The organism is Streptomyces wedmorensis (assembly GCF_000716445.1).
GTDB classification, from domain to species: Bacteria; Actinomycetota; Actinomycetes; order Streptomycetales; family Streptomycetaceae; genus Streptomyces; species Streptomyces wedmorensis.
On record NZ_JNWK01000035.1, the window covers coordinates 192947 to 212081 of the forward strand.

General features: G+C 73.1%; 16 protein-coding genes and 1 pseudogene. 10 read left to right on the forward strand and 7 right to left on the reverse strand.

The features are described from left to right. Positions 1-97: 97 nt before the first annotated feature. Both OO54_RS25915 and OO54_RS25920 read right to left on the reverse strand, forming a co-directional pair. Positions 98-1120, reverse strand: a complete 1023-nt coding sequence (locus OO54_RS25915) for a zinc-dependent alcohol dehydrogenase (protein ID WP_033207062.1) — start codon at positions 1118-1120, stop codon at positions 98-100. After that, on the reverse strand, positions 1117-2271 hold the full coding sequence (locus tag OO54_RS25920; RefSeq protein WP_033207063.1) for a mandelate racemase/muconate lactonizing enzyme family protein: 1155 nt from the start codon (positions 2269-2271) through the stop codon (positions 1117-1119). Before OO54_RS25920 ends, OO54_RS25915 begins: the two co-directional genes overlap by 4 nt. 167 nt (positions 2272-2438) lie before the next feature. Here OO54_RS25920 and OO54_RS25925 point away from each other — a divergent pair, with 167 nt between their 5' ends. Next, positions 2439-3212, forward strand: coding sequence for an IclR family transcriptional regulator (locus OO54_RS25925; protein ID WP_033207064.1), 774 nt, complete (start codon positions 2439-2441; stop codon positions 3210-3212). A 16-nt stretch (positions 3213-3228) separates the two neighbouring features. Here the strand turns inward: OO54_RS25925 and OO54_RS25930 are convergent, their stop codons facing one another. Beyond that, positions 3229-4506, reverse strand: a complete 1278-nt coding sequence (locus OO54_RS25930) for an ROK family protein (protein WP_051787181.1) — start codon at positions 4504-4506, stop codon at positions 3229-3231. A 152-nt stretch (positions 4507-4658) separates the two neighbouring features. On the opposite strand from OO54_RS25930, the gene OO54_RS25935 reads away from it, so the two are divergent. The 5 genes from OO54_RS25935 (at position 4659) to dgoD (ending at position 9377) form a co-directional block, all read left to right on the forward strand. Beyond that, complete coding sequence (locus OO54_RS25935) at positions 4659-5582, forward strand: SMP-30/gluconolactonase/LRE family protein (protein WP_033207065.1); 924 nt, start codon at positions 4659-4661, stop codon at positions 5580-5582. A 157-nt stretch (positions 5583-5739) separates the two neighbouring features. After that, positions 5740-6378 (forward strand): bifunctional 4-hydroxy-2-oxoglutarate aldolase/2-dehydro-3-deoxy-phosphogluconate aldolase, encoded by a 639-nt coding sequence (locus OO54_RS25940; protein WP_051787182.1) that lies wholly within the window; start codon positions 5740-5742, stop codon positions 6376-6378. Next, positions 6375-7430: a sugar kinase gene (locus OO54_RS25945; protein WP_033207066.1), complete on the forward strand. Its 1056-nt coding sequence runs from the start codon at positions 6375-6377 to the stop codon at positions 7428-7430. The genes OO54_RS25940 and OO54_RS25945 overlap by 4 nt, the downstream gene beginning before the upstream one ends. A 52-nt stretch (positions 7431-7482) precedes the next feature. After that, positions 7483-8235 (forward strand): SDR family NAD(P)-dependent oxidoreductase, encoded by a 753-nt coding sequence (locus OO54_RS25950; protein WP_033207067.1) that lies wholly within the window; start codon positions 7483-7485, stop codon positions 8233-8235. Next, positions 8232-9377: a galactonate dehydratase gene (dgoD, locus tag OO54_RS25955; RefSeq protein ID WP_017240787.1), complete on the forward strand. Its 1146-nt coding sequence runs from the start codon at positions 8232-8234 to the stop codon at positions 9375-9377. The genes OO54_RS25950 and dgoD overlap by 4 nt, the downstream gene beginning before the upstream one ends. A 61-nt stretch (positions 9378-9438) precedes the next feature. Here dgoD and OO54_RS25960 read toward each other — a convergent pair whose 3' ends face one another. Both OO54_RS25960 and OO54_RS25965 read right to left on the reverse strand, forming a co-directional pair. Then, entirely contained in the window at positions 9439-11016 is a 1578-nt protein-coding gene (locus OO54_RS25960; RefSeq protein WP_033207068.1) for a glycoside hydrolase family 53 protein, read from the reverse strand. A 242-nt stretch (positions 11017-11258) separates the two neighbouring features. Continuing rightward, positions 11259-13283, reverse strand: a complete 2025-nt coding sequence (locus OO54_RS25965) for a beta-galactosidase (RefSeq protein WP_033207069.1) — start codon at positions 13281-13283, stop codon at positions 11259-11261. Positions 13284-13491: 208 nt separating this feature from the next. Here OO54_RS25965 and OO54_RS25970 point away from each other — a divergent pair, with 208 nt between their 5' ends. The 4 genes from OO54_RS25970 to OO54_RS25985 are packed head-to-tail and all read left to right on the forward strand — an operon-like array spanning position 13492 to position 17700. Next, a complete protein-coding gene (locus OO54_RS25970) occupies positions 13492-14805 on the forward strand; it encodes an ABC transporter substrate-binding protein (protein ID WP_033207070.1) in 1314 nt (437 codons plus the stop codon). Next, positions 14802-15734, forward strand: coding sequence for a carbohydrate ABC transporter permease (locus OO54_RS25975; RefSeq protein WP_033207071.1), 933 nt, complete (start codon positions 14802-14804; stop codon positions 15732-15734). Before OO54_RS25970 ends, OO54_RS25975 begins: the two co-directional genes overlap by 4 nt. Beyond that, the gene (locus OO54_RS25980; RefSeq protein WP_033207072.1) at positions 15731-16645 is read left to right on the forward strand and encodes a carbohydrate ABC transporter permease; all 915 of its coding nucleotides are present in this window, start codon (positions 15731-15733) and stop codon (positions 16643-16645) included. Before OO54_RS25975 ends, OO54_RS25980 begins: the two co-directional genes overlap by 4 nt. 29 nt (positions 16646-16674) lie before the next feature. Beyond that, a complete protein-coding gene (locus OO54_RS25985; protein WP_033207073.1) occupies positions 16675-17700 on the forward strand; it encodes a LacI family DNA-binding transcriptional regulator in 1026 nt (341 codons plus the stop codon). Positions 17701-17757: 57 nt separating this feature from the next. Here the strand turns inward: OO54_RS25985 and OO54_RS25990 are convergent, their stop codons facing one another. Both OO54_RS25990 and OO54_RS41690 read right to left on the reverse strand, forming a co-directional pair. After that, positions 17758-18468, reverse strand: coding sequence for a LutC/YkgG family protein (locus tag OO54_RS25990; RefSeq protein ID WP_234439401.1), 711 nt, complete (start codon positions 18466-18468; stop codon positions 17758-17760). Beyond that, positions 18465-19135 (reverse strand): annotated as a pseudogene (locus OO54_RS41690) (LUD domain-containing protein); the annotation flags it as partial. The gene OO54_RS25990 and the pseudogene OO54_RS41690, both read right to left, overlap by 4 nt.

Below are 19135 nucleotides of genomic sequence, written 5' to 3' on the forward strand. Positions count from 1 at the left end.
GTGGGACGTGCGGGATTTCGGGGTTGGCGCGCGGGAGCCCGGGAGGGTGGATGCGGGGGGAGTGCGTGCGGTGCAGGCGGTGCGTGCGGCGTACGGCTCAGGGGCGCAGGAGGACCTTGCCCGTCGCCGGGTCGCCGCCGCCCACCAGGGCGAGCGCCTCCCCGAACCGCTCCAGCGGGAAGGTGTGGGTGACGAGCGGGGCGGGGTCGAGCAGGCCCAGGGCGAGCGCCCGGACCGCGTCCGCCCAGGCGGCGGAGGAGGCGCCGAAGACGCTGCGGACCTCCAGCTGGCTGACGGAGAGGTGGACCGGGTCGATCCCGGTGGCCCCCGCCGTGAACATGCCGGTGAGCACCACCCGGCCGCCCCGGCGCGCGAGGAGGCAGGAGGAGGCGGCCGTGGTCGGCGCTCCGGCGGTCTCCACCACCAGGTCGAAGTGCCCGGTGCCGCCGTCCGCCTCCTCGGGGGTCAGGGCGCGGGTCGCGCCGAACGCGAGGGCCCGCACGGCCCGTTCGGCCCTCGGGTCGACGACGGTCAGTTCGGCGGGGGAGGAGGCGGCGAGCCACTGGACGGCGAGCAGACCGAGGGTGCCCGCGCCGACGACGGCGATCCGCTCGCCCGGGCGCGGCCGGCCGGCCCGTACGGCGGCCGCGACGACCGCGGCGGGTTCCAGGAGCGCGGCGGCCCGCGGGTCGACGCCGTCGGGCAGCGGGTGCAGCAGGTGGGCGGGGACCACCACGTGGTCGGCGAAGGCGCCCGGTTCGGTGAAGCCGGTCTCGGCGTACCCGGCCGTGCACAGGCTGGTCTCCCCGTACCGGCAGCGCTCGCACGTCCCGCAGGACCGGAAGCCCTCGGCGACGCACGGCCGGCCCGGGAGCGCGGGGTCGACCCCGGCGCCCACGGCCTCCACGGTCCCGGACCACTCGTGCCCGGGCACGACCGGGTAGCGGACGTAGCCGGGGGCCCGGCGACCCTCGTACAGCTCGCGGTCGCTCATGCAGATCCCGGCTGCGGCGACCCGCACCAGGACCTCGCCGGGGCCCGGCGGGGGAAGCTCCCGCTCGACGAGCCGGTGCGCGCCGGGCCGGTCGACCACGATCGCGCGGCTGGGGACGGCGGTCACTTCGGCTGCCTCCGCTCCCAGCCCTCGGCCCACAGGTCGAACCGGGCGCGCTGCTGCGGGAACTCGGCGGCCGCGTCCACGTCGAGCTCGACGCCGAGCCCCGGCTCGTGGGAGAGCGCGAAGCAGCCGGTCTCCGGATCGACCTCGGGCGCCCCGCGCACGACCTTCTTGATCTCCGCGTCCGCGAAGTCGTTGAAGTGCTCCAGGATCTTGAAGTTCGGTGTGCAGGCGGCCAGTTGGAGCGAGGCCGCGGTGAGGACCGAGCCGCCGACGTTGTGCGGGGCGACGAGCACGTAGTGGGTCTCGGCGGTGGCGGCGAGCTTGCGGGCCTCCAGGATGCCGCCGATGTGCCCGACGTCGGGCTGGATGATGTCGGCGGCCTGCGACTCGAACAGCTCGCGGAACTCGATCCGGTCGTGGACGCGTTCGCCGGTCGCGATCGGCAGGTCCACCTTGTCGGCGACCTTCCGCAGCGCCTTGAGGTTCTCCGGCGGCACCGGCTCCTCCAGCCACGCGGGCCGGAACGGGGCGAGTTCGCGCGCGAGGCGGACCGCCGTCGCGGGGGAGAAGCGGCCGTGCATCTCCACCATCAGCTCCGTGTCCGGGCCGATCGCGTCCCGGACCGCCTCGATCAGCGCGACCGCCTCCCGCGAGCGCTCGGCGTCCAGCTCGTAGTGGCCGTTGCCGAACGGGTCGATCTTCAGCGCCCGGTAGCCGCGCGCCACGACCCCGCGGGCCGCCGCGTGATAGGCCTCCGGGGTGCGTTCGGTGGTGTACCAGCCGTTGGCGTACGCCTTCACCCGGTCGGTCACCCTGCCGCCGAGCAGCTGCCACACGGGCACGCCGAGCGCCTTCCCCTTGATGTCCCAGCAGGCCGTCTCGACGACGGCGATGCCGGACATGACGATCTCGCCGGCCCGCCCGAAGTCGCCGTACTTCATGCGGCGCACCAGGTCCTCGACCGCGAACGGGTCGGACCCGGCGATGTGGTTGACCTCCGCCTCGCGGAGGTAGCCGACCAGCGCGTCGGTGTGCCCGAGCATCCGGGTCTCGCCGACACCGGTGAGCCCCTCGTCCGTGTGGACCAGGACGTACGTGAGGTTGCGCCAGGGTGTGCCGACGACATGAGTGGTGATTCCCGTGATGCGCACGGCGATTGCTCCGTTCGGAATGTCGGACACCGTTCGGTGGGGCGGCGGACGTGACGCTAGGCAGCGGCCCGCGGGGGTGTCAACGGGCGGGGGCCCGCGCTACTCTCTGTCCGCGATTTCGGTCGTGGTACGGCATATCGAACAGCGTGAGGGTGAGGTGGGGGGCCATGGGACGACTCGTACCCGCGGTGACCAGGGCATTCGACATACTGGAGCTCTTCCTCCAGGGCGACGGCACGCTGTCCGCCCCCGAGATCACCCGCAGGCTCCAACTGCCGCGCACGACCACCCACGAGCTGGTCAGCACCCTCGCCGCCCGCAACTACCTCGTCCCGGTGCCGGAGCAGCCCGGCCGCTATCGACTGGGCGTGCGGACGTATCAGCTCGGCAGCCGGTACGCCGAGCAGCTCGACCTCGCGGCCGAGGGGCGGCAGGTGGCCCACGAGGTCGCCGAGAGCTGCGGCGAGACCGTCCACGTGGCGCTCCTGGAGGACACGGACGTCATCTACGTCGCCAAGGTCGACTCCACGCACGCGGTGCGGATGGTCTCGGCGGCCGGCCGGCGGCTCCCCGCCCACTGCACGGCCGTCGGCAAGATGCTCCTCGCCACCCTGCCCGAGGCCGAGCTCGACGAGCGCCTCGAAGGCCGCGAACTCGTCGCCATGACGCCCCGCAGCCTCACCGACCCGGACATCCTGCGCGCCGCGCTCGCCGAGATCCGCGTCCTCGGCGTCGCCCTGGAGCAGCAGGAGTCCAATCCCGACGTCAGCTGCGTCGCCGCCCCGGTCCGTGACCGCTCCGGCGCCGTCGTCGCCGCCCTCTCGATCTCCGTGCCGGTGCACCGCTGGACCGAGGACCGCGAGAACGAGCTCACCGCCCTCGCCGTGGAGGGCGCCGCCGAGCTCTCCGCCCGCCTCGGCCACCGGCCCGCCGCACGCTGAGCCCGGCGCGGGCTTCTCAGGACCCCGCATCCGCCTGCCCCGAACGCCGGCCGTCCCGGCGTTCGCGGGGCTGGCGCATCCGGCTGACCGGGCCGAAGACCTCGCGGTCGTCGAGGAAGCCCTCCAGGGCGAAGGCGGCCGCGCCCCGGGTGACGGCGTTGTGGGGGACGGCGCTGCGCCGCAGGGTCGCGGCCCGGTGCGGCAGCGGCAGGGCGTGCCGGGTGACGGCCTCGTACGTGGCGGTCAGCAGGCGCTCGCCGAGCAGGTCGACGACCTGGTTGCCGAGGACGAGCACCCGGGGGTTGACCAGGTTGACCAGGTTGGCGACCGCCGCTCCCAGGTAGCGCCCGGTTTGGTCGATGACGGCGGCGGCCACCGGGTCCTCCTCGGCCGCCGCGCGGGCCAGGGCCGCGACCGTGGCCGCGTCGTCCGTTCCGGCGGCCCGCTCGTCGCCGGGGGCGAGTTCGCGCCAGGTCTGGGCGATCCCGCGGGTGCTGACGTACGCCTCCACGCAGCCCCGGTTGCCGCAGGTGCAGAGCCGGCCGTCGAGCGCGATGCAGGTGTGGCCCCACTCGCCGGCGCTGTTGGTGAACCCGCGGTAGAGCCGGCCGCCGATCGCGATCCCGGCGCCGACGCCGGCCCGCAGGGTGAGCACCACCAGGTCGTCCACCTCCCGGCCCGCGCCGAACCACAACTCCGCGACGGTGCTGGCCCGCAGCGGGTTGTCGAGCCAGAGGGGCAGTCCGAGCCGCTCGTCGAGGAGCGCCCGCAGCGGCACCTCGTGCCAGGACCAGTACGGCGAGAAGGACGAGACGCCGCCCTCCCGCTCCACCATGCCGGGCACGCTGACACCGGCTCCGAGCACCCGCTCGCGGGGCACCCCCGAGCCGTCGAGCAGCTCCTCGACGCAGGCGGCGAGCTGCTCGACCACGTCGGCGGGCCGTACGTCGCCCGGAGGGAGCGGGCGCTCCACCGAGTGCCGGACCTCCAGGGCGAGGTCGAAGAGTTCCGCGTGGACCGAGGTCTCGGCGATGTCGACGCCGATGAGGGCGCCCCGCTCGGCGTTGACGGCGAGGCGCGCGCGGGGGCGGCCGCCGCTGGAGTCCTCGTGGCCGGCCTCGACGAGCACGCCGGCTTCCAGGAGTTCGGCGGTGAGGTTGGCGACGGTGGCGAAGGAGAGCCCGGTGGCCGCCGCCAGGTCCTGGCGGCTCATGGCGCCGGTGCCGGCGTAGAAGCGCCGCAGGACCTCGAAGCGGTTGAGGCGGCGGATCTCCTGGGATGTCCGCTTGATCATCTCTGCTGTCCTCCGCTCGGCGGTTCCGTCACGGGGATCTTATTCGAAGGGTTGGAAGAAGCGGGCGGCGGGATATTTACAACCGTTAGACGAACCCGTAGTTTTTTTGGCACCGCACCTGAACCGCACCCGTGGTCGACCGAGGAGGCCAGATGCAGCACCTCAGGGCCGTGCCCTGCTCCCCCCTGCCAGGACGCCTGACGGAAGGGCCCGTCTGGGACCCCCGGCGCGGCGAACTCCTGTGGGTCGACATCCCCGACGGGCTCGTCCACCGGGCCGCCCTGACGCCCGCCGGACACGGCGGTCCCGGCGACGGCCTGCCCGACCTCGCGCCCGTCGCCACACTCCGGCTCGACCGCCCCGTCGGCGCCGTCGTGCCCTGCGCCTCAGGCGCCCTGCTCGCCGCCGCGGGCACCTCCTTCCTGTACCTGGCGGAGGACAGCCCGGTCGCCGAGGCCGTCGAACTCGCCGCGCCCGTCCTCCCGGACGACGGTCTGCCCCGCCGCATGAACGACGCGGCCGTCGACCCCGCGGGCCGCCTGCTCGCCGGCACCATGGCGTACGACGAGAGCCCCGGCGCGGGTTCCCTCTACCGCCTCGACGACCACGGCCTGGTCACCCTCCTCGACTCCGTCACCATCTCCAACGGCCTCGGCTGGAGCCCCGACGGCAGCCGCCTCTACTACGCCGACAGCCCCACCGGCCGCGTCGACGTCTTCGCCTACGACCCCGACACCGGCGCCCTGAGCGACCGCACGCCCTTCGCCGTCCTCGACCACGGCGTCCCCGACGGCCTCACCGTCGACAGCGAAGGACGCGTCTGGGTCGCCGTGTGGGGCGGCGGCGAGGTCCTCGCCTTCGCGGCCGACGGCACCCCCCACGCGCGCGTGGAGGTCGCCGCCTCCCACGTCACCAGCTGCGCCTTCGCCGGACCCGAGCTCGACGTCCTGGTCATCACCACCGCCACCGAGGGCCTCGACGGGGAACGCCGGCGCGCCGAACCCGACGCCGGGCGCCTCTTCGTCTGCCGCCCCGGCGCCACCGGCCTCCCCACCACCCCGTACGCCGACCGCTGACCTGCCCGCCGTACGCCGACCGCTGACCTGCCCGCCGTACGCCGACGGCTGACCGGCTCCCTCTATGCCGACCGCTGCCCCGCCCCCCCGTACGCCGACGGCTGACCGGCACCCCGTACGCCGACCCGCCGACCCGCCCCCCCGACAAGGAACCCCCATGACCACCCCGCACGAGGGGCTGCGTGCCGCCCTCGCGGCCGCCCCCGTCATCGCGATCCTCCGCTCCACCTCCGCCACCCGCTTCGCCGAGGTCACCGACACCCTCGTGTCGTCCGGCGTCCGCGCCGCCGAGTTCACCCTCACCACCCCCGGCGTGCTCGACGCGCTCCGCGAGTACGCGGCCGACGCCCCGCCCGGCCTCGCGCTCGGCGCCGGAACCGTCACCACCCCCGCCGAGGCCCAGGCCGCCGTCGAGGCCGGAGCCTCCTACCTCATCACCCCGACCACCTCCACCGAGGTCATCGCCGAGGCCGCCCGCCTGGACGTGCCGGTGCTCCCCGGCGCGTACACGCCGACCGAGATCCTCACCGCCTGGCGGGCCGGCGCCACCATGGTGAAGCTCTTCCCCGCCGCCACGGGCGGGCCCGAGTACCTCCGTGCCGTCCGCGCCCCGCTGCCCGACATCCCGCTCGTCCCGACCGGCGGCATCGGCGCCGCAGAGGCCCCCGCCTACCTGGCCGCCGGCGCTGCCGCCCTCGGTATCGGAAGCCCCCTCGTCGGCGACGCCTGCGAAGGCGGGTCCCTCGCCGCGCTGGCCGACCGCGCCGCCGCGTTCCTCGACGGGATACGCCGATGACGCGCCCACCCGGGACCGGGACACCGCCCCACGCCTCGACGGAGCCCCAGGCCGCGACATCGGCACCGGCCTCCGCCCCCGCACCCGCGACCCCCGTCCCCGTCGCGCCCCCGCCCGCGCTCTTCACCCTCGGCGAGGCCATGGCGGTCGCCGCCGCCATCCAGCCCGGCCCGCTCGCCACCGGCGCGCCGCTCCGCCTCGGCTGGGCGGGCGCCGAGGCGACCGTCGCCATCGGCGTCAGCCGTCTCGGTCACCGGGCGGCCTGGACCGGCCGGACCGGTGAGGACGCGGCCGGCGCGATGGTCCTCGCCGGACTGCGCGCCGAGGGCGTCGACGTCTCCGGTGCCCGCACCGAACCGGCGGTGCCCACCGGCCTGATGCTCCGTGAGCGTCGCACCGCCGACCGACTCCGCGTCACGTACTACCGGGCCGGCCTCGCGGGCTCCCGGCTCGCCCCGGGCGACCTCGACGAGGTGCGCCTCGCCGGGTCCCGGATCCTCCATGTCACGGGCATCACACCGGCGTTGAGCGCCACCGCCCGCGCCGCGGTGGAGCGGGCCGTCGTGGTCGCCCGGGCCGCCGGGGTCACCGTCTCCTTCGACGTCAACCACCGCGAACGGCTCTGGAGCCGCGCCGAGGCCGCCGAGGTGCTCGGCCGCCTCCTGCCGTACGCCGACATCGTCTTCGCCGGACCCGAGGAGGCCACCCTCTTCGTCCCCGAGGACCAGCCCGACCGGATGGCGCGGGCCCTGACCCGGTTCGGGCCCGGGCAGGCGGTGCTCAAACTCGGCGCCCGGGGGGCCCTCGTGGTCGCCGGCGACGAGGTGCACGTCCAGGACGCCGTGCCCGTCACCGCCGTGGACCCCGTCGGCGCGGGCGACGCCTTCGTCTCGGGCTACCTCGCCGCCGTGCTCGACGGCTCACCCGTCCGGGAGCGCCTGCGTCTCGCCACCCTCTGCGGAGCCTTCGCCGTCTCCGTCCCCGGTGACTGGGAAGGCCTTCCGCGCCGCGCCGAACTCGCCCTGCTCGGGGCCCAGGACATCAGCCGCTGAGCCCGTGCCCGGCCGTCCATCCCTCCGTACCACCACACAGGAAACCGAACCCATGAACCGATTCTCCGGACAGACAGCCGTCGTCACCGGCGCGGCCTCGGGCATCGGCGCGGCCAGCGCCCTCCGCCTCGCCGCCGAGGGCGCCTCGGTGGTCGTCTCCGACATCGCCGACGAGGCGGGCGAGGCCGTCGCCGCGGCGATCCGCGCCGACGGGGGCCGCGCAGCGTACGTACGCTGCGACGTCTCCTCCGAGGAGGACTGGACCGCCCTCCGCGACGAGGCGCACGCCCGCTTCGGCCCGGTCGCCGTCCTCCACAGCAACGCCTTCATCCACACCTCGGGCGCCGCCCACGAACTCCCCGTCGCCGTCTGGGACCGGGAGATGGCGGTCAACCTGCGGGCCCTGTACCTCGCCACCCGCACCTTCCTCGACGACCTGCGCGCCGAGCGGGGCAGCCTCGTCGCCACCTCCAGCGTCCACGCCGACTTCGGCCTGCCCGGCTACCCCGTGTACGCGGCGGCGAAGGGCGGCATGTGCGCCCTCGTCCGTCAGCTCGCCGTCGAGTACGGCCCCGAGGTGCGCTTCAACTCCGTGCTGCCCGGCCCGATCCTCACCGACGTGTGGAACGACGTCGACGAGGAGGGCCGGCGGCTCTCCGCCGACGCGACCGCGCTCGCCCGGCTCGGCCGCCCCGAGGAGGTGGCCTCCGCCGTGGCCTTCCTGGCCTCGGCGGACGCCGCCTACATCACCGGAACCAACCTGGTCGTCGACGGCGGCTGGACCGTGAAGAAGGACTCCAAGTGAAGATCACCTCCCTGCGCACCTACCTCGTCGCCCCCCGCTGGTGCTTCCTGCGCGTCGACACCGACGAGGGCATCACCGGCTGGGGCGAGCCCGTCGTCGAAGGCCGCGCCCACACCGTCGCCGCGGCCGTCGAGGAACTCTCCGACTACCTGATCGGCCAGGACCCGATGAAGATCGAGGACCACTGGCAGGTCCTCACCAAGGGCGGCTTCTACCGCGGCGGCCCGGTCCTCTCCAGCGCCGTCGCCGGCATCGACCAGGCGCTCTGGGACATCACCGGCAAGGCCCTCGGCGTTCCGGTCTGGCAGCTGCTCGGCGGCAACGTCCGCGACCGCGCGCGGGTGTACAGCTGGATCGGCGGCGACCGGCCCGACGAGGTCGCCTCGGAGGCGCTGGCGCGGAAGAACGAGGGCTTCACCGCGATCAAGATGAACGCCTCCGCGCAGCTGCGGCTCATCGACACCCCGGCGGCCGTCCACGGCATCGTCGACCGCGTCGCCTCCATCCGCGAGGCCGTCGGCGACGAGTTCGACATCGCCATCGACTTCCACGGCCGTCTCACCGCGCCGATGGCCCGCCGGGTCCTGCCGCTCCTGGAGCCGTACCTGCCCTTCTTCGTGGAGGAGCCCGTCGTCCCGGAGCTGAGCGACCACATCGGCGACATCGTGCGGTCCACCTCCATCCCGATCGCGACCGGCGAACGGCTCTACTCCCGCTGGGACTTCAAGAAGGTCCTCGACCAGGGCATCGCGGTGGCGCAGCCGGACCTCTCGCACGCGGGCGGCATCTCCGAGGTGCGCAGGATCGCCGCCATGGCGGAGGCGTACGACGTCTCCCTCGCCCCGCACTGCCCGCTGGGGCCGATCGCGCTCGCCTCCTGCCTCCAGGTCGGCTTCGCCGCGCCGAACCTGCTGATCCAGGAGCAGAGCCTCGGCATCCACTACAACACCGGCTCCGACCTGCTCGACTACCTCGTGGACCCGTCGGTCTTCCGGTACGAGGACGGGCACGTGGGCCTGCCCACCGGTCCGGGCCTCGGCATCGAGGTCGACGAGAAGGCCGTCGAGCGGGCCGCCGAGACCGGACACCGCTGGCGGAACCCGGCCTGGCGCCGGGACGACGGCTCGCTGGCGGAGTGGTAACCAGGACGCACGGAAGGGGCGGGCTCCGGGAGGAGCCCGCCCCTTCTTTCAGTGATGCGGATCAGCGGTGGGCCAGCCAGGCCGCCGCCGGGAGCAGCCTGCTGTCGTAGTCGAACAGGGCCTGGTTCTCCCAGCCGTTGCCGGACGCGGAGTCGGCCGGGTCCCAGCCGTTGCCCGTGACGGCGGTCCACGCCGGCTCCCAGTAGACGACGCCGAGGCCGCGGCCGTTCGGCACCGCCTCGACGACGTTCATGACGTCCCGCAGCCACGCCGACTGGCCGGCGCCGCTCGCCGGGTAGCCGGTGACGAGCTCGGAGGAGAGGTCGATGATGTTCTCGTGGGCGTCCTCGCTGTCCAGGCGGAACGGGTAGGCGGTCTCCGCGACCATCACCTTCTTGCCGTAACGGGCCGAGATGTCGTCCAGGTTGGTCTGGAGCGAGGACAGTGCGCCGTGCCAGTAGCCGTAGAAGGACAGGGCGATCACGTCGTAACTCACGCCCTGCGCGGTCGCGTTGTCGAACCACGTGCGGTAGAGGGTGTTGTCGCCGCCGTTGGCGAGGTGCAGCGCGATCTGCGTGCTCGACGAGACGGCCTTGGCCGCGGAGATGCCGGACTTCAGCAGCCCGGCGAGCTGCGACCAGTTGGACGTCGAGCCCTCGGGCCAGAGCATGCCGGTGTTGATCTCGTTGCCGATCTGCACCATGTCGGCCGTGGTGCCCTGTGCCTTCAGGGCGTTGAGGACGTCGTACGTGTGGTTGTAGACGTCCGTCTTGAGCTGGCTGTACGAGTGGCCCGACCAGGCGGCGGGCTTGGTCTGGGCGCCGGGGTCGGCCCAGATGTCGGAGTAGTGGAAGTCGACGAGGAGCTTCATGCCCTGCGCCTTGATCTTCTGGGCGGTGGCGAGGACGCGCGCCTTGTCGTTGTAGCCGTCGGCGGGGTTCACCCACACCTTGAGGCGGCCGTAGTTCGCGCCCGCTCCCTTCAGGAGGGCGACCGCGTCACCGGTGGTGCCGGAGCTCGACTTGTAGGTCCCGCCGAGGTCCTCGCTCTTCTTGAGCGCGGAGAGGTCGACGCCCTTGACCGTGAGCCCGGTCGTGCCGGATATGAACGTCAGGTCGTCGACGTTGAGCCAGTTCCCCGCGTTGGCATCGGAGTTGACGCTGATCGTGCACGCCCCGCCGGTCACGGTGATCGGCGTGACGATCCGTATCCAGGTGGACGTCACCGGCAGGTCGGTGCGCTGCTCCGGGGACCCGCAGTTGCGCAGGGCCAGGTAGGCGGAGTTCTGCCCGCCGCCCGAGCGGACCCAGGCGCTCAGCGTGTAGGTCCCGTTGGTGAGCCCGGACAGGTACTGGTACGTCTCCACCTTGTACGCGCTGGACGCCCAGTGGCTGAGGCGGTAGCTGCCGCCGTGCCCGCCGGCCTCGGTGAACGAGGCGGCGTTCTGCCCTGCGGCGGAGTAGGTGGACCAGCCGGCCGGCGTGGCGGTGCCGGTGGCGTCGCTCTCGAACCCGGTGTTGGTGAGCGTGGCGGCTGCCTCGGCCCGCTGGGCTCCGGGCAGCGGGGCCAGCAGCAGAGCGGCGAGCGCCGCGGCGACGGCCGCTGCTCGCAGGCGGATGCGGCTTCGTACGGGATGCATCGTCGAGTCCCTTCGACGGTGGCCAATGAGGAATGTGGTGCGGGTGGTTCCTTACGGGTGGTACGGCTCACCCGGGGGCGGCGCAGCGGGTACCGCCGCCCCCGGGGAGATCAGGGGGTCCGGCCCGGGGCAGGGGCCGGTGACCGGCCGGTCACCGAGGGGCGACGGGCCGGTGGGGGAGGGACGCGGTCGGGCGGCCGGGGCGGACTCGGACGTCCGGGCTTCCAGGCGGCCGGGCGGACTCAGCCGTCCAGGCGGACGACGCCGACGGCACCGGCCGGGACGGCGAGCTTCCCGTCGACCGGTGTGCCGGCGAGGAGTTCCACGCCGGCGCCGTCGAGCGGCACCACGGCGTCCTCGGTGGAGTGGTTGAGGGCGAAGAGGTACCGCCGGCCGTCGTCGCCGGTGCGGCGCACGACCTCCACGTCGCGCGGGAGCGCGGGGCGCTCGGCGACCCCGGCGTCCGCGCAGGCGGCGGCGACGATCGCGTCGAGCGAGGCGGCGTCGAGACGGGTGGAGACGTACCAGGCGGTGCCCCGGCCGAGCCGGTGCCGGGTGACGGCGGGCCCGCCGGCGGCCGGCCCGTCGGCGTAGGTCCACACGGTCTCGGCCCCGCGCGGCCGGACGAACTCCGTCCACACGTCGCCGGTGAGGGTGGCGCCGTCCGGGCCGGAGACCGTCACGCGCTGGTCGTCCAGGAGCGGGGACCACTCCTCGACGGTGAGGCCGAGCACGTCGCGCAGGGCGCCCGGATAGGCGCCGGGGTGCACGGCGTCGTGCTCGTCGACGATGCCGGAGAAGTAGGAGACGACGAGGGTGCCGCCGTTCTCGACGTACTCGCGCAGGTTCTGCCCGGCGGCCTCGGTGGTGAGGTAGAGCGCGGGGACGACGACCAGCGGATAGCCGGAGAGGTCCGCCTCGGGGTGGGCGAAGTCGACGGTGAGGTGCCGGTCGTAGAGGGTCTCGTAGAAGCTGTCGGCGCGCTCGCGGGCTTCGTGTGCCTCGTTCGGACGCCACTCCAGGTTCTGCGCCCACCAGGAGTGCCAGTCCCACAGCATGGCGACGTCCGGGAGGGTCGTGGTGCCGCGCACCTCGTCGAGCGTGTCGAGGTCGGCCCCGAGCGCGACGACCTCGCGCCAGATCCGGGTGTCGGTGCCGCCGTGCGGGACCATCGCGGAGTGGAACTTCTCGGCGCCGCGCCGGGACTGGCGCCACTGGAAGAACATGGCGCCCTCGGAGCCGCGGGCGACGTGGGCGAGCGAGTTGCGGGCCATCTCGCCGGGCCGCTTGGCCGGGTTGCGGGCCTGCCAGTTCACCCCGGACGTGGAGTGCTCCAGGAGCAGCCAGGGCGCGCCGCCGGCGACGGAGCGGGTGAGGTCGGCGGCCATCGCCAGGTTGACGTGGGTGCGGCGGCCGTCGGTGATCAGGTAGTGGTCGTTGGTGACGAGGTCGACCTCGCGGCCCCAGGCCCAGTAGTCGATGGAGTCGCACTGGCTGAGCGCGGTCATGAAGTTGGTGGTGACGGGGACGCCGGGCGCGAGCTCGTGCAGGATGTCCCGTTCCGCCCGGAAGTTCTCCCGGATGGTGGCGTCAGCGAAGCGGCGGTAGTCGAGCTGCTGCGCCGGGTTGCCGACGGTGGGGGTGATCCGGGGCGGGTCGATCTCCTCGTACGAGGAGTAGCGCTGGCCCCAGAAGGCGGTGCCCCAGGCCTCGTTGACGGCCTCGACGGAGCCGTGGGCGTTCCGGAGCCAGCGGCGGAAGTGGGCGGCGCAGCCGTCGCAGTAGCAGGCGCTGACGGGCACGCCGTACTCGTTGTGGACGTGCCAGAGGGCGAGTGCGGGGTGGCTGCCGTAGCGGCGGGCCAGTTCGGTGGTGATGCCGGCGGCCGCGGCGCGGTAGGCGGCCGAGCTGTGGCAGATCGCCCCGCGTGAGCCGTACGAGAAGCGCACGCCCTCGGCGGTGACGGGCAGGGCCTCGGGGTGGGCGCGGTAGAACCAGGCGGGCGGGGCGACGGTGGGCGTGCCGAGGTCGACCCGGATGCCGTGCTCGTGGAGCAGGTCGAGGAGCCGGTCGAGCCAGCCGAAGTCGTACCGGCCCTGCTCGGGCTCCAGGAGCGCCCAGGAGAAGATGCCGACGCTCACCATGGTGACGCCGGCCTCCTGCATCAGCCGGACGTCCTCCTGCCAGACGCTTTCCGGCCACTGTTCGGGGTTGTAGTCCCCGCCGAACGCGAGCCGGTGCAGGCCCTTGGGAGTGGTCTGCGGCATGAGTCTCTCCTGAAACCTCGAAAGATGGAAGCTGTGTTCGCTTGGGAACGTGCACACACTCGATCTCGATGTGGCAACGCAACATAACCGCACACGAACAACCATTGACAAGTGTCTGGAACGTTTCTCTACTGTGAACGCTCACAGATGCATGACCGGCCTCCCCGCCTATGGAGAGGCCCCTTTTTCGGTCAGGGAGAAGCACCCCATGCCTCACATCACGCGTCGCGGTCTCGCCGCCGCCACCGCCGTCCTCCTCGGTGCCACCGCGCTCACCGCCTGCGGGTCCGCCGACTCCGGCGACAAGGCCGGCGCCGAGTCCGGCCCCGTCTCGCTCACCTACTGGGCCTGGGCGCCCGGCATGGACAAGGTCGCGGCCCTCTGGAACGCCGAGCACCCCGACATCCAGGTCACCGTGCAGAAGCAGGCCTCCGGGGACGACCTGGTCACCAAGATCATCACGGCGACGAAGGCACACAAGGGCCCGGACCTGGTGCAGGCCGAGTACCAGGCCCTGCCGACCCTGGTCAGCAACGACTCCCTGGCCGACATCGCCTCCGAGGTCCCCGGCGTCAAGGACGAGTTCGCCTCCGGCATCTGGCAGCAGACCACCTTCGGCGGCGAGGCCGTGTACGCCCTGCCGCAGGACTCCGGCCCGCTGATGTTCTTCTACCGCGAGGACCTCTTCGAGCAGTACGGCCTCACCGTCCCCACCACCTGGGACGAGTTCGCCGCCACCGCCCGCACCCTCAAGAAGAAGGCCCCGGGCAAGTCCCTCACCACCTTCTCCGCCAACGACTCCGGCCTCTTCGCCGGCCTCTCCCAGCAGGCCGGCGCCAAGTGGTGGAGCTTCGAGGGCGACACCTGGAAGGTCGGCATCGACGACACCGCCACCAAGAAGGTCACCGACTTCTGGGGCGGCCTGGTCGCCGAGGGCGCCATCGACAACCAGCCGATGTACACCCCCGCCTGGAACAAGGCCATGAACACCGGCGAGCAGCTCGCCTGGGTCAGCGCCGTCTGGGCCCCCGGCACCCTGACCACCGCCGCCCCCGACGGCAAGGGCAAGTGGGCCATGGCCCCGCTCCCGCAGTGGACCAAGGGCGAGAACGCCACCGGCAGCTGGGGCGGCTCCTCCACCGCCGTCACCTCCGACTCGAAGCACAAGGCGGCCGCCGCGAAGTTCGCCGTCTGGCTGAACACCGACCCCAAGGCCCTCGCCGCCCTCGTCAAGGAGAGCGGCATCTACCCGGCCGCCACCGCCGCCCAGACCAGCGGCGCCCTCGCCAAGGCCCCCGACTACTTCGCCAACCAGCCCGACTTCTACACCCGCGCCGCCGAGATAGCGAAGACCACCGCCCCGGCCGCCTGGGGCCCCAACGTGAACGTCGCCTACACCGCCTTCAAGGACGAGTTCGGCAAGGCCGCCAAGGCCAAGTCCGGCTTCGACACCGCCCTGACCGCCCTTCAGAACGCCACCGTCGCGGACCTGAAGAAGCAGGGCTTCGAGGTCGCCCCGTGACGCAGCCCTCCCAGGGCGTGCGCCGGTCGTACGGGGTCAAGGCGGCCCCGTACGGCTTCCTCCTCCCCGCCGCCGTCCTCTTCGCCCTCTTCTTCGCACTGCCCATCGGCTACGCCGTCTGGCTCAGCTTCCACAAGGTCGAGATCAAGGGCCTCGGCCTCGGCAAGGGCGCCAGGACCGAGGTCTGGGCCGGCCTGGAGAACTACACCTCCGCCCTCACCGACTCCGAGTTCCTCCACAGCGCCCTGCGCGTCCTCGGCTACGGCGCCATCGTCGTCCCGGTCATGCTCGGCCTCGCCCTCTTCTTCGCGCTCCTGCTCGACTCCGAGCGCGTCCGGGCCCGCTCCTTCGCCCGGCTCGCGATCTTCCTGCCGTACGCCGTCCCCGGTGTCGTCGCGGCGCTCCTCTGGGGCTTCCTCTACCTCCCGGACGTCAGCCCCTTCCTCTACCTCCTCGACGCCTTCGGCCTCCCGCAGCCCGACCTCATGGACGGCGGAGCGCTCTACCTCGCGATGTCCAACATCGCGATCTGGGGCGGCACCGGCTTCAACATGATCGTCATCTACACCGCGCTGCGCTCCCTGCCCGCCGAGGTGTACGAGGCGGCCAAGCTCGACGGCTGCTCGGAGCTCCAGATCGCGCTCCGCGTCAAGATCCCGATGGTGGCGCCCTCCCTGGTGCTCACCTTCTTCTTCTCGATCATCGCGACCCTCCAGGTCTTCAACGAGCCCATGACGCTCAAGCCGCTCACCAACGGCATCCCCTCCGGCTGGAGCCCGCTGATGAAGGTCTACAACGACGCCTTCACCGGCGGGAACATCCACGCCGCCTCCGCCACCGCCGTCGTGCTCGCCCTCGCCACGTTCGCGCTCTCCTTCGCCCTCCTGAGGGCGTCCAACCGCCGCACCACACAAGGAGCAAGCCGATGACCGGGCTCGCCTCCCCGCCCCGCCGCGCGACGGCCCCCGCCGCCGGCACCACCCCCGGCACCTCCCAGGGCCCGCCCCGCCCCCGCCGCACGGCCCTGCTCCCCACGGCCGCCCTCGTCCTCGGCGCGCTGTACTGCCTCCTGCCCGTAGCCTGGGTCGTCGTCGCCGCCACCAAGTCGGGCCAGGACCTCTTCTCCACCTTCACGTTCCTGCCCGGCGACGGCTTCGCCGACAACCTCGCCGACCTCGACGCGTACCGCGAGGGCATCTACTGGCGCTGGATGGCCAACTCCGTCTTCTACGCGGGCCTCGGCGCCGTCCTCTCCACCGTCGTCTCCGCGTTCGCCGGCTACGCCTTCGCGATGTACCGCTTCCGCGGCCGCGAGGCGTTCTTCAACGTGATCCTCACCGGCGTCCTCATGCCGCCCGTCATCCTCGCCATCCCGCAGTACCTGCTCATGGCCGAGGCCGACCTCACCGACACCTACGCGTCGGTCCTGCTGCCGCTGATCCTCTCCCCGTACGGCGTCTACCTCGGCCGCATCTACGCCGAGGCCGCCATCCCCATGGAACTGGTCGAGGCCGGGCGCATGGACGGCGCCGGGGAGTGGCGGATCTTCGTCAGGATCGCCGTCCCGATGATGTCCCCCGGCCTGGTGACGGTCTTCCTCTTCCAGTTCGTCGCCATCTGGAACAACTTCCTGCTGCCGTTCATCATGCTCGGCGACGACGAGAAGTTCCCCATGACGGTGGGCCTCTTCACCCTCCTCAAACAGGGCGCCAGCCAGCCCTCCCTGTACACCCTCGTCATCGCCGGAGCCCTCCTCGCCGTCCTCCCGCTCATCGCCCTGTTCCTCGTCATCCAGCGCTTCTGGAGCCTCGATCTGCTCTCCGGCGCCGTAAAGTCCTGACCACAGGGGATCGAGGAGAAACACACAGCATGAGCACACCAGCGAGCAGGCGCCGCCCGGCGACCATCCACGACGTGGCCCGCGAGGCCGGGGTCTCGCGCGGCACCGTCTCCCGTGTCCTCAACGGCGGCCACTACGTCAGCCCGACCGCCAAGGCGGCCGTCGACGCCGCGATCCGAAGAACGGGATACGTCGTCAACCGGCACGCCCGCTCGCTGATCACCGGCAAGTCGGACTCGGTGGCCTTCCTCCTCACCGAGCCCCAGGAGCGCTTCTTCGAGGACCCCAACTTCAACGTCCTCCTGAGGGCCTGCACCCAGGCGCTCGCCGCCCAGGACATCCCCCTGCTCCTGATGATCGCGGGCACCGAGGACGAGCGCCGCCGCAACCTCCGCTACATCGAGGCCGGCCACGTCGACGGCGTCCTCCTCGTCTCCAGCCACTCCGGCGACCCCGTGGTGGCCCGGCTGCACGAGGCCGGCGTCCCCGTCGTCGCCTGCGGCAAGCCGCTCGGCCAGACCGCCAAGATCGGCTACGTCGCCGCCGACGACCGCGACGGCGCCCGCGACATGGTCCGCCACCTGTACGCGACCGGGCGGCGCCGGATCGCCACCGTCACCGGACCCCTCGACACCCCCGGCGGCGTCGAGCGCCTCGCCGGCTACCGCGAGACCCTCGCCGAGCACGGGCTGCCCGTCGACGAGCTGCTCGTCGCCACCGGCGACTACAGCCGCGCCAGCGGCGAGGACGCGGCCCGCGTCCTCCTGGAGCGCGCCCCGGACATCGACGCCGTCTTCGTCGCCTCCGACCTGATGGCCCAGGGCGTCCTCGACGCCTTCGCCTCCGCGGGGCGCCGGGTCCCCGAGGACATCGCCGTCGGCGGCTTCGACGACTCGCCGGCCGCCGTCTCCTCCCGGCCCCCGCTCACCACCATCCGCCAGCCGTGGGAACGGATCAGCACCGAGATGGTCCGCACCCTGCTCGCCCGGATAGCGGGCGAGGACCCGGCGGCGGTCATCCTGCCCACCGAACTCGTCCGCCGCGAATCGGCGTAGCGCGGCGCACACCCACGGCCGACGGCCGGGCTCCTCCGGGAGCCCGGCCGTTCGCCGTCACCCGTCGCTCACCAGGATCACCTCGAGCGTCCGGGGCCCGTGCACCCCCTCCACCCGGTCGAGCTCGATGTCGCTCGTCGCCGACGGACCGGAGATCCACGTCAGGGGACGCGCCGGGTCGAGCCGCGGCAGCGCCCGCGGCACCGACGACACCACCTGTTCCGGCGCCCGCACCACGCACACGTGGAGGTCGGGCACGAGCGTCAGCGCCCGCCGCCCCTGCCCCGGACCGCCGTCGAGGACGATCGTGCCGGTCTCCGCGATCGCCAGCGCGCAGCCCGTCACCACGGCGTCCGCGGCATCGAGCTCGTACGGCGTCAGCCGCGGCTCGTCGGTCCGCCGCCCGGCACCCGCAGCGGCGACCCAGTCCTCCGGCAGCCCCGCCGGCACGACGACGCTCCGCGCGCCGCGCTCCGCGAGCAGCCGACCGACCAGCGCTCCGACGCCGTCCGGCGAGGTCCGGTGCACGTGCGCGCGGTAGTCGGCGAGGTTCTCGTGGAGCAGGTCGAGGACCGCGTCCGGGTCGTCGGGCACGTGGCTGGTGCGGTAGGCGCGCACCACGTCGGGCACCTCGGGCGCGTCGGCGACGGCGGCGCGGATCCGGGCCAGGACCCGCGCGCGGGAGCCGGTCACGGGCGGTTCGGCCCCGTGGGGTCCGGTCGTGCGCGGCGTCGTCCTGTGCGGTTCGGTCATGCGCGGTTCGGTCATGCGCGGTTCCTCTTCCACCAGTCACGGAACGGTTCGGCGGGCACGTCGGGCAGGTCGCGGTGGCGCGACCACTGGCCGGCACCGGGTCCCGGCAGCCGCTTCGGGTGCAGCGCGCGGGTGGCGGAGGCGAGGCGCTCGGCCGCCGCGAGCGCGTGCGGATGGTCGAGGAGCCAGGTGGAGGCGCCGACGGCGGCCTTCTCCAGGCGGTGGCCCTTCCCACCCTGGGTGGCGACCCGCTCGCGCAGGTGCACCAGGACCTCGGGGATGTCGATGGCGACGGGGCAGACCTCGTAGCAGGCGCCGCAGAGCGAGGAGGCGTACGGCAGGGAGGCGTCGTGTCGAGGAGCACGAGATGGAACGCCGAAGGGCCGTCGTCGTCGGTGGTGCCGGTCCACATGCTGGTGTACGGGTTCATCCGCTCGGCCGTCGAGGAGCGGGGGAGGGTCTGGAGGAAGACCTCCAGGTCCCGCCAGGTGGGCACCACCTTCTCGATGCCGACGACGGAGACGAGGGTCTCGGGCAGCGTCAGGCACATCCGGCCGTTGCCCTCGGACTCGACGACGACGAGGGTGCCGGTCTCGGCGACCATGAAGTTCGCCCCGGAGATCCCGACCTTGGCCCGCAGGAACTTCTCCCGCAGGTGCAGCCGGGCCGCCTCCGCGAGCTC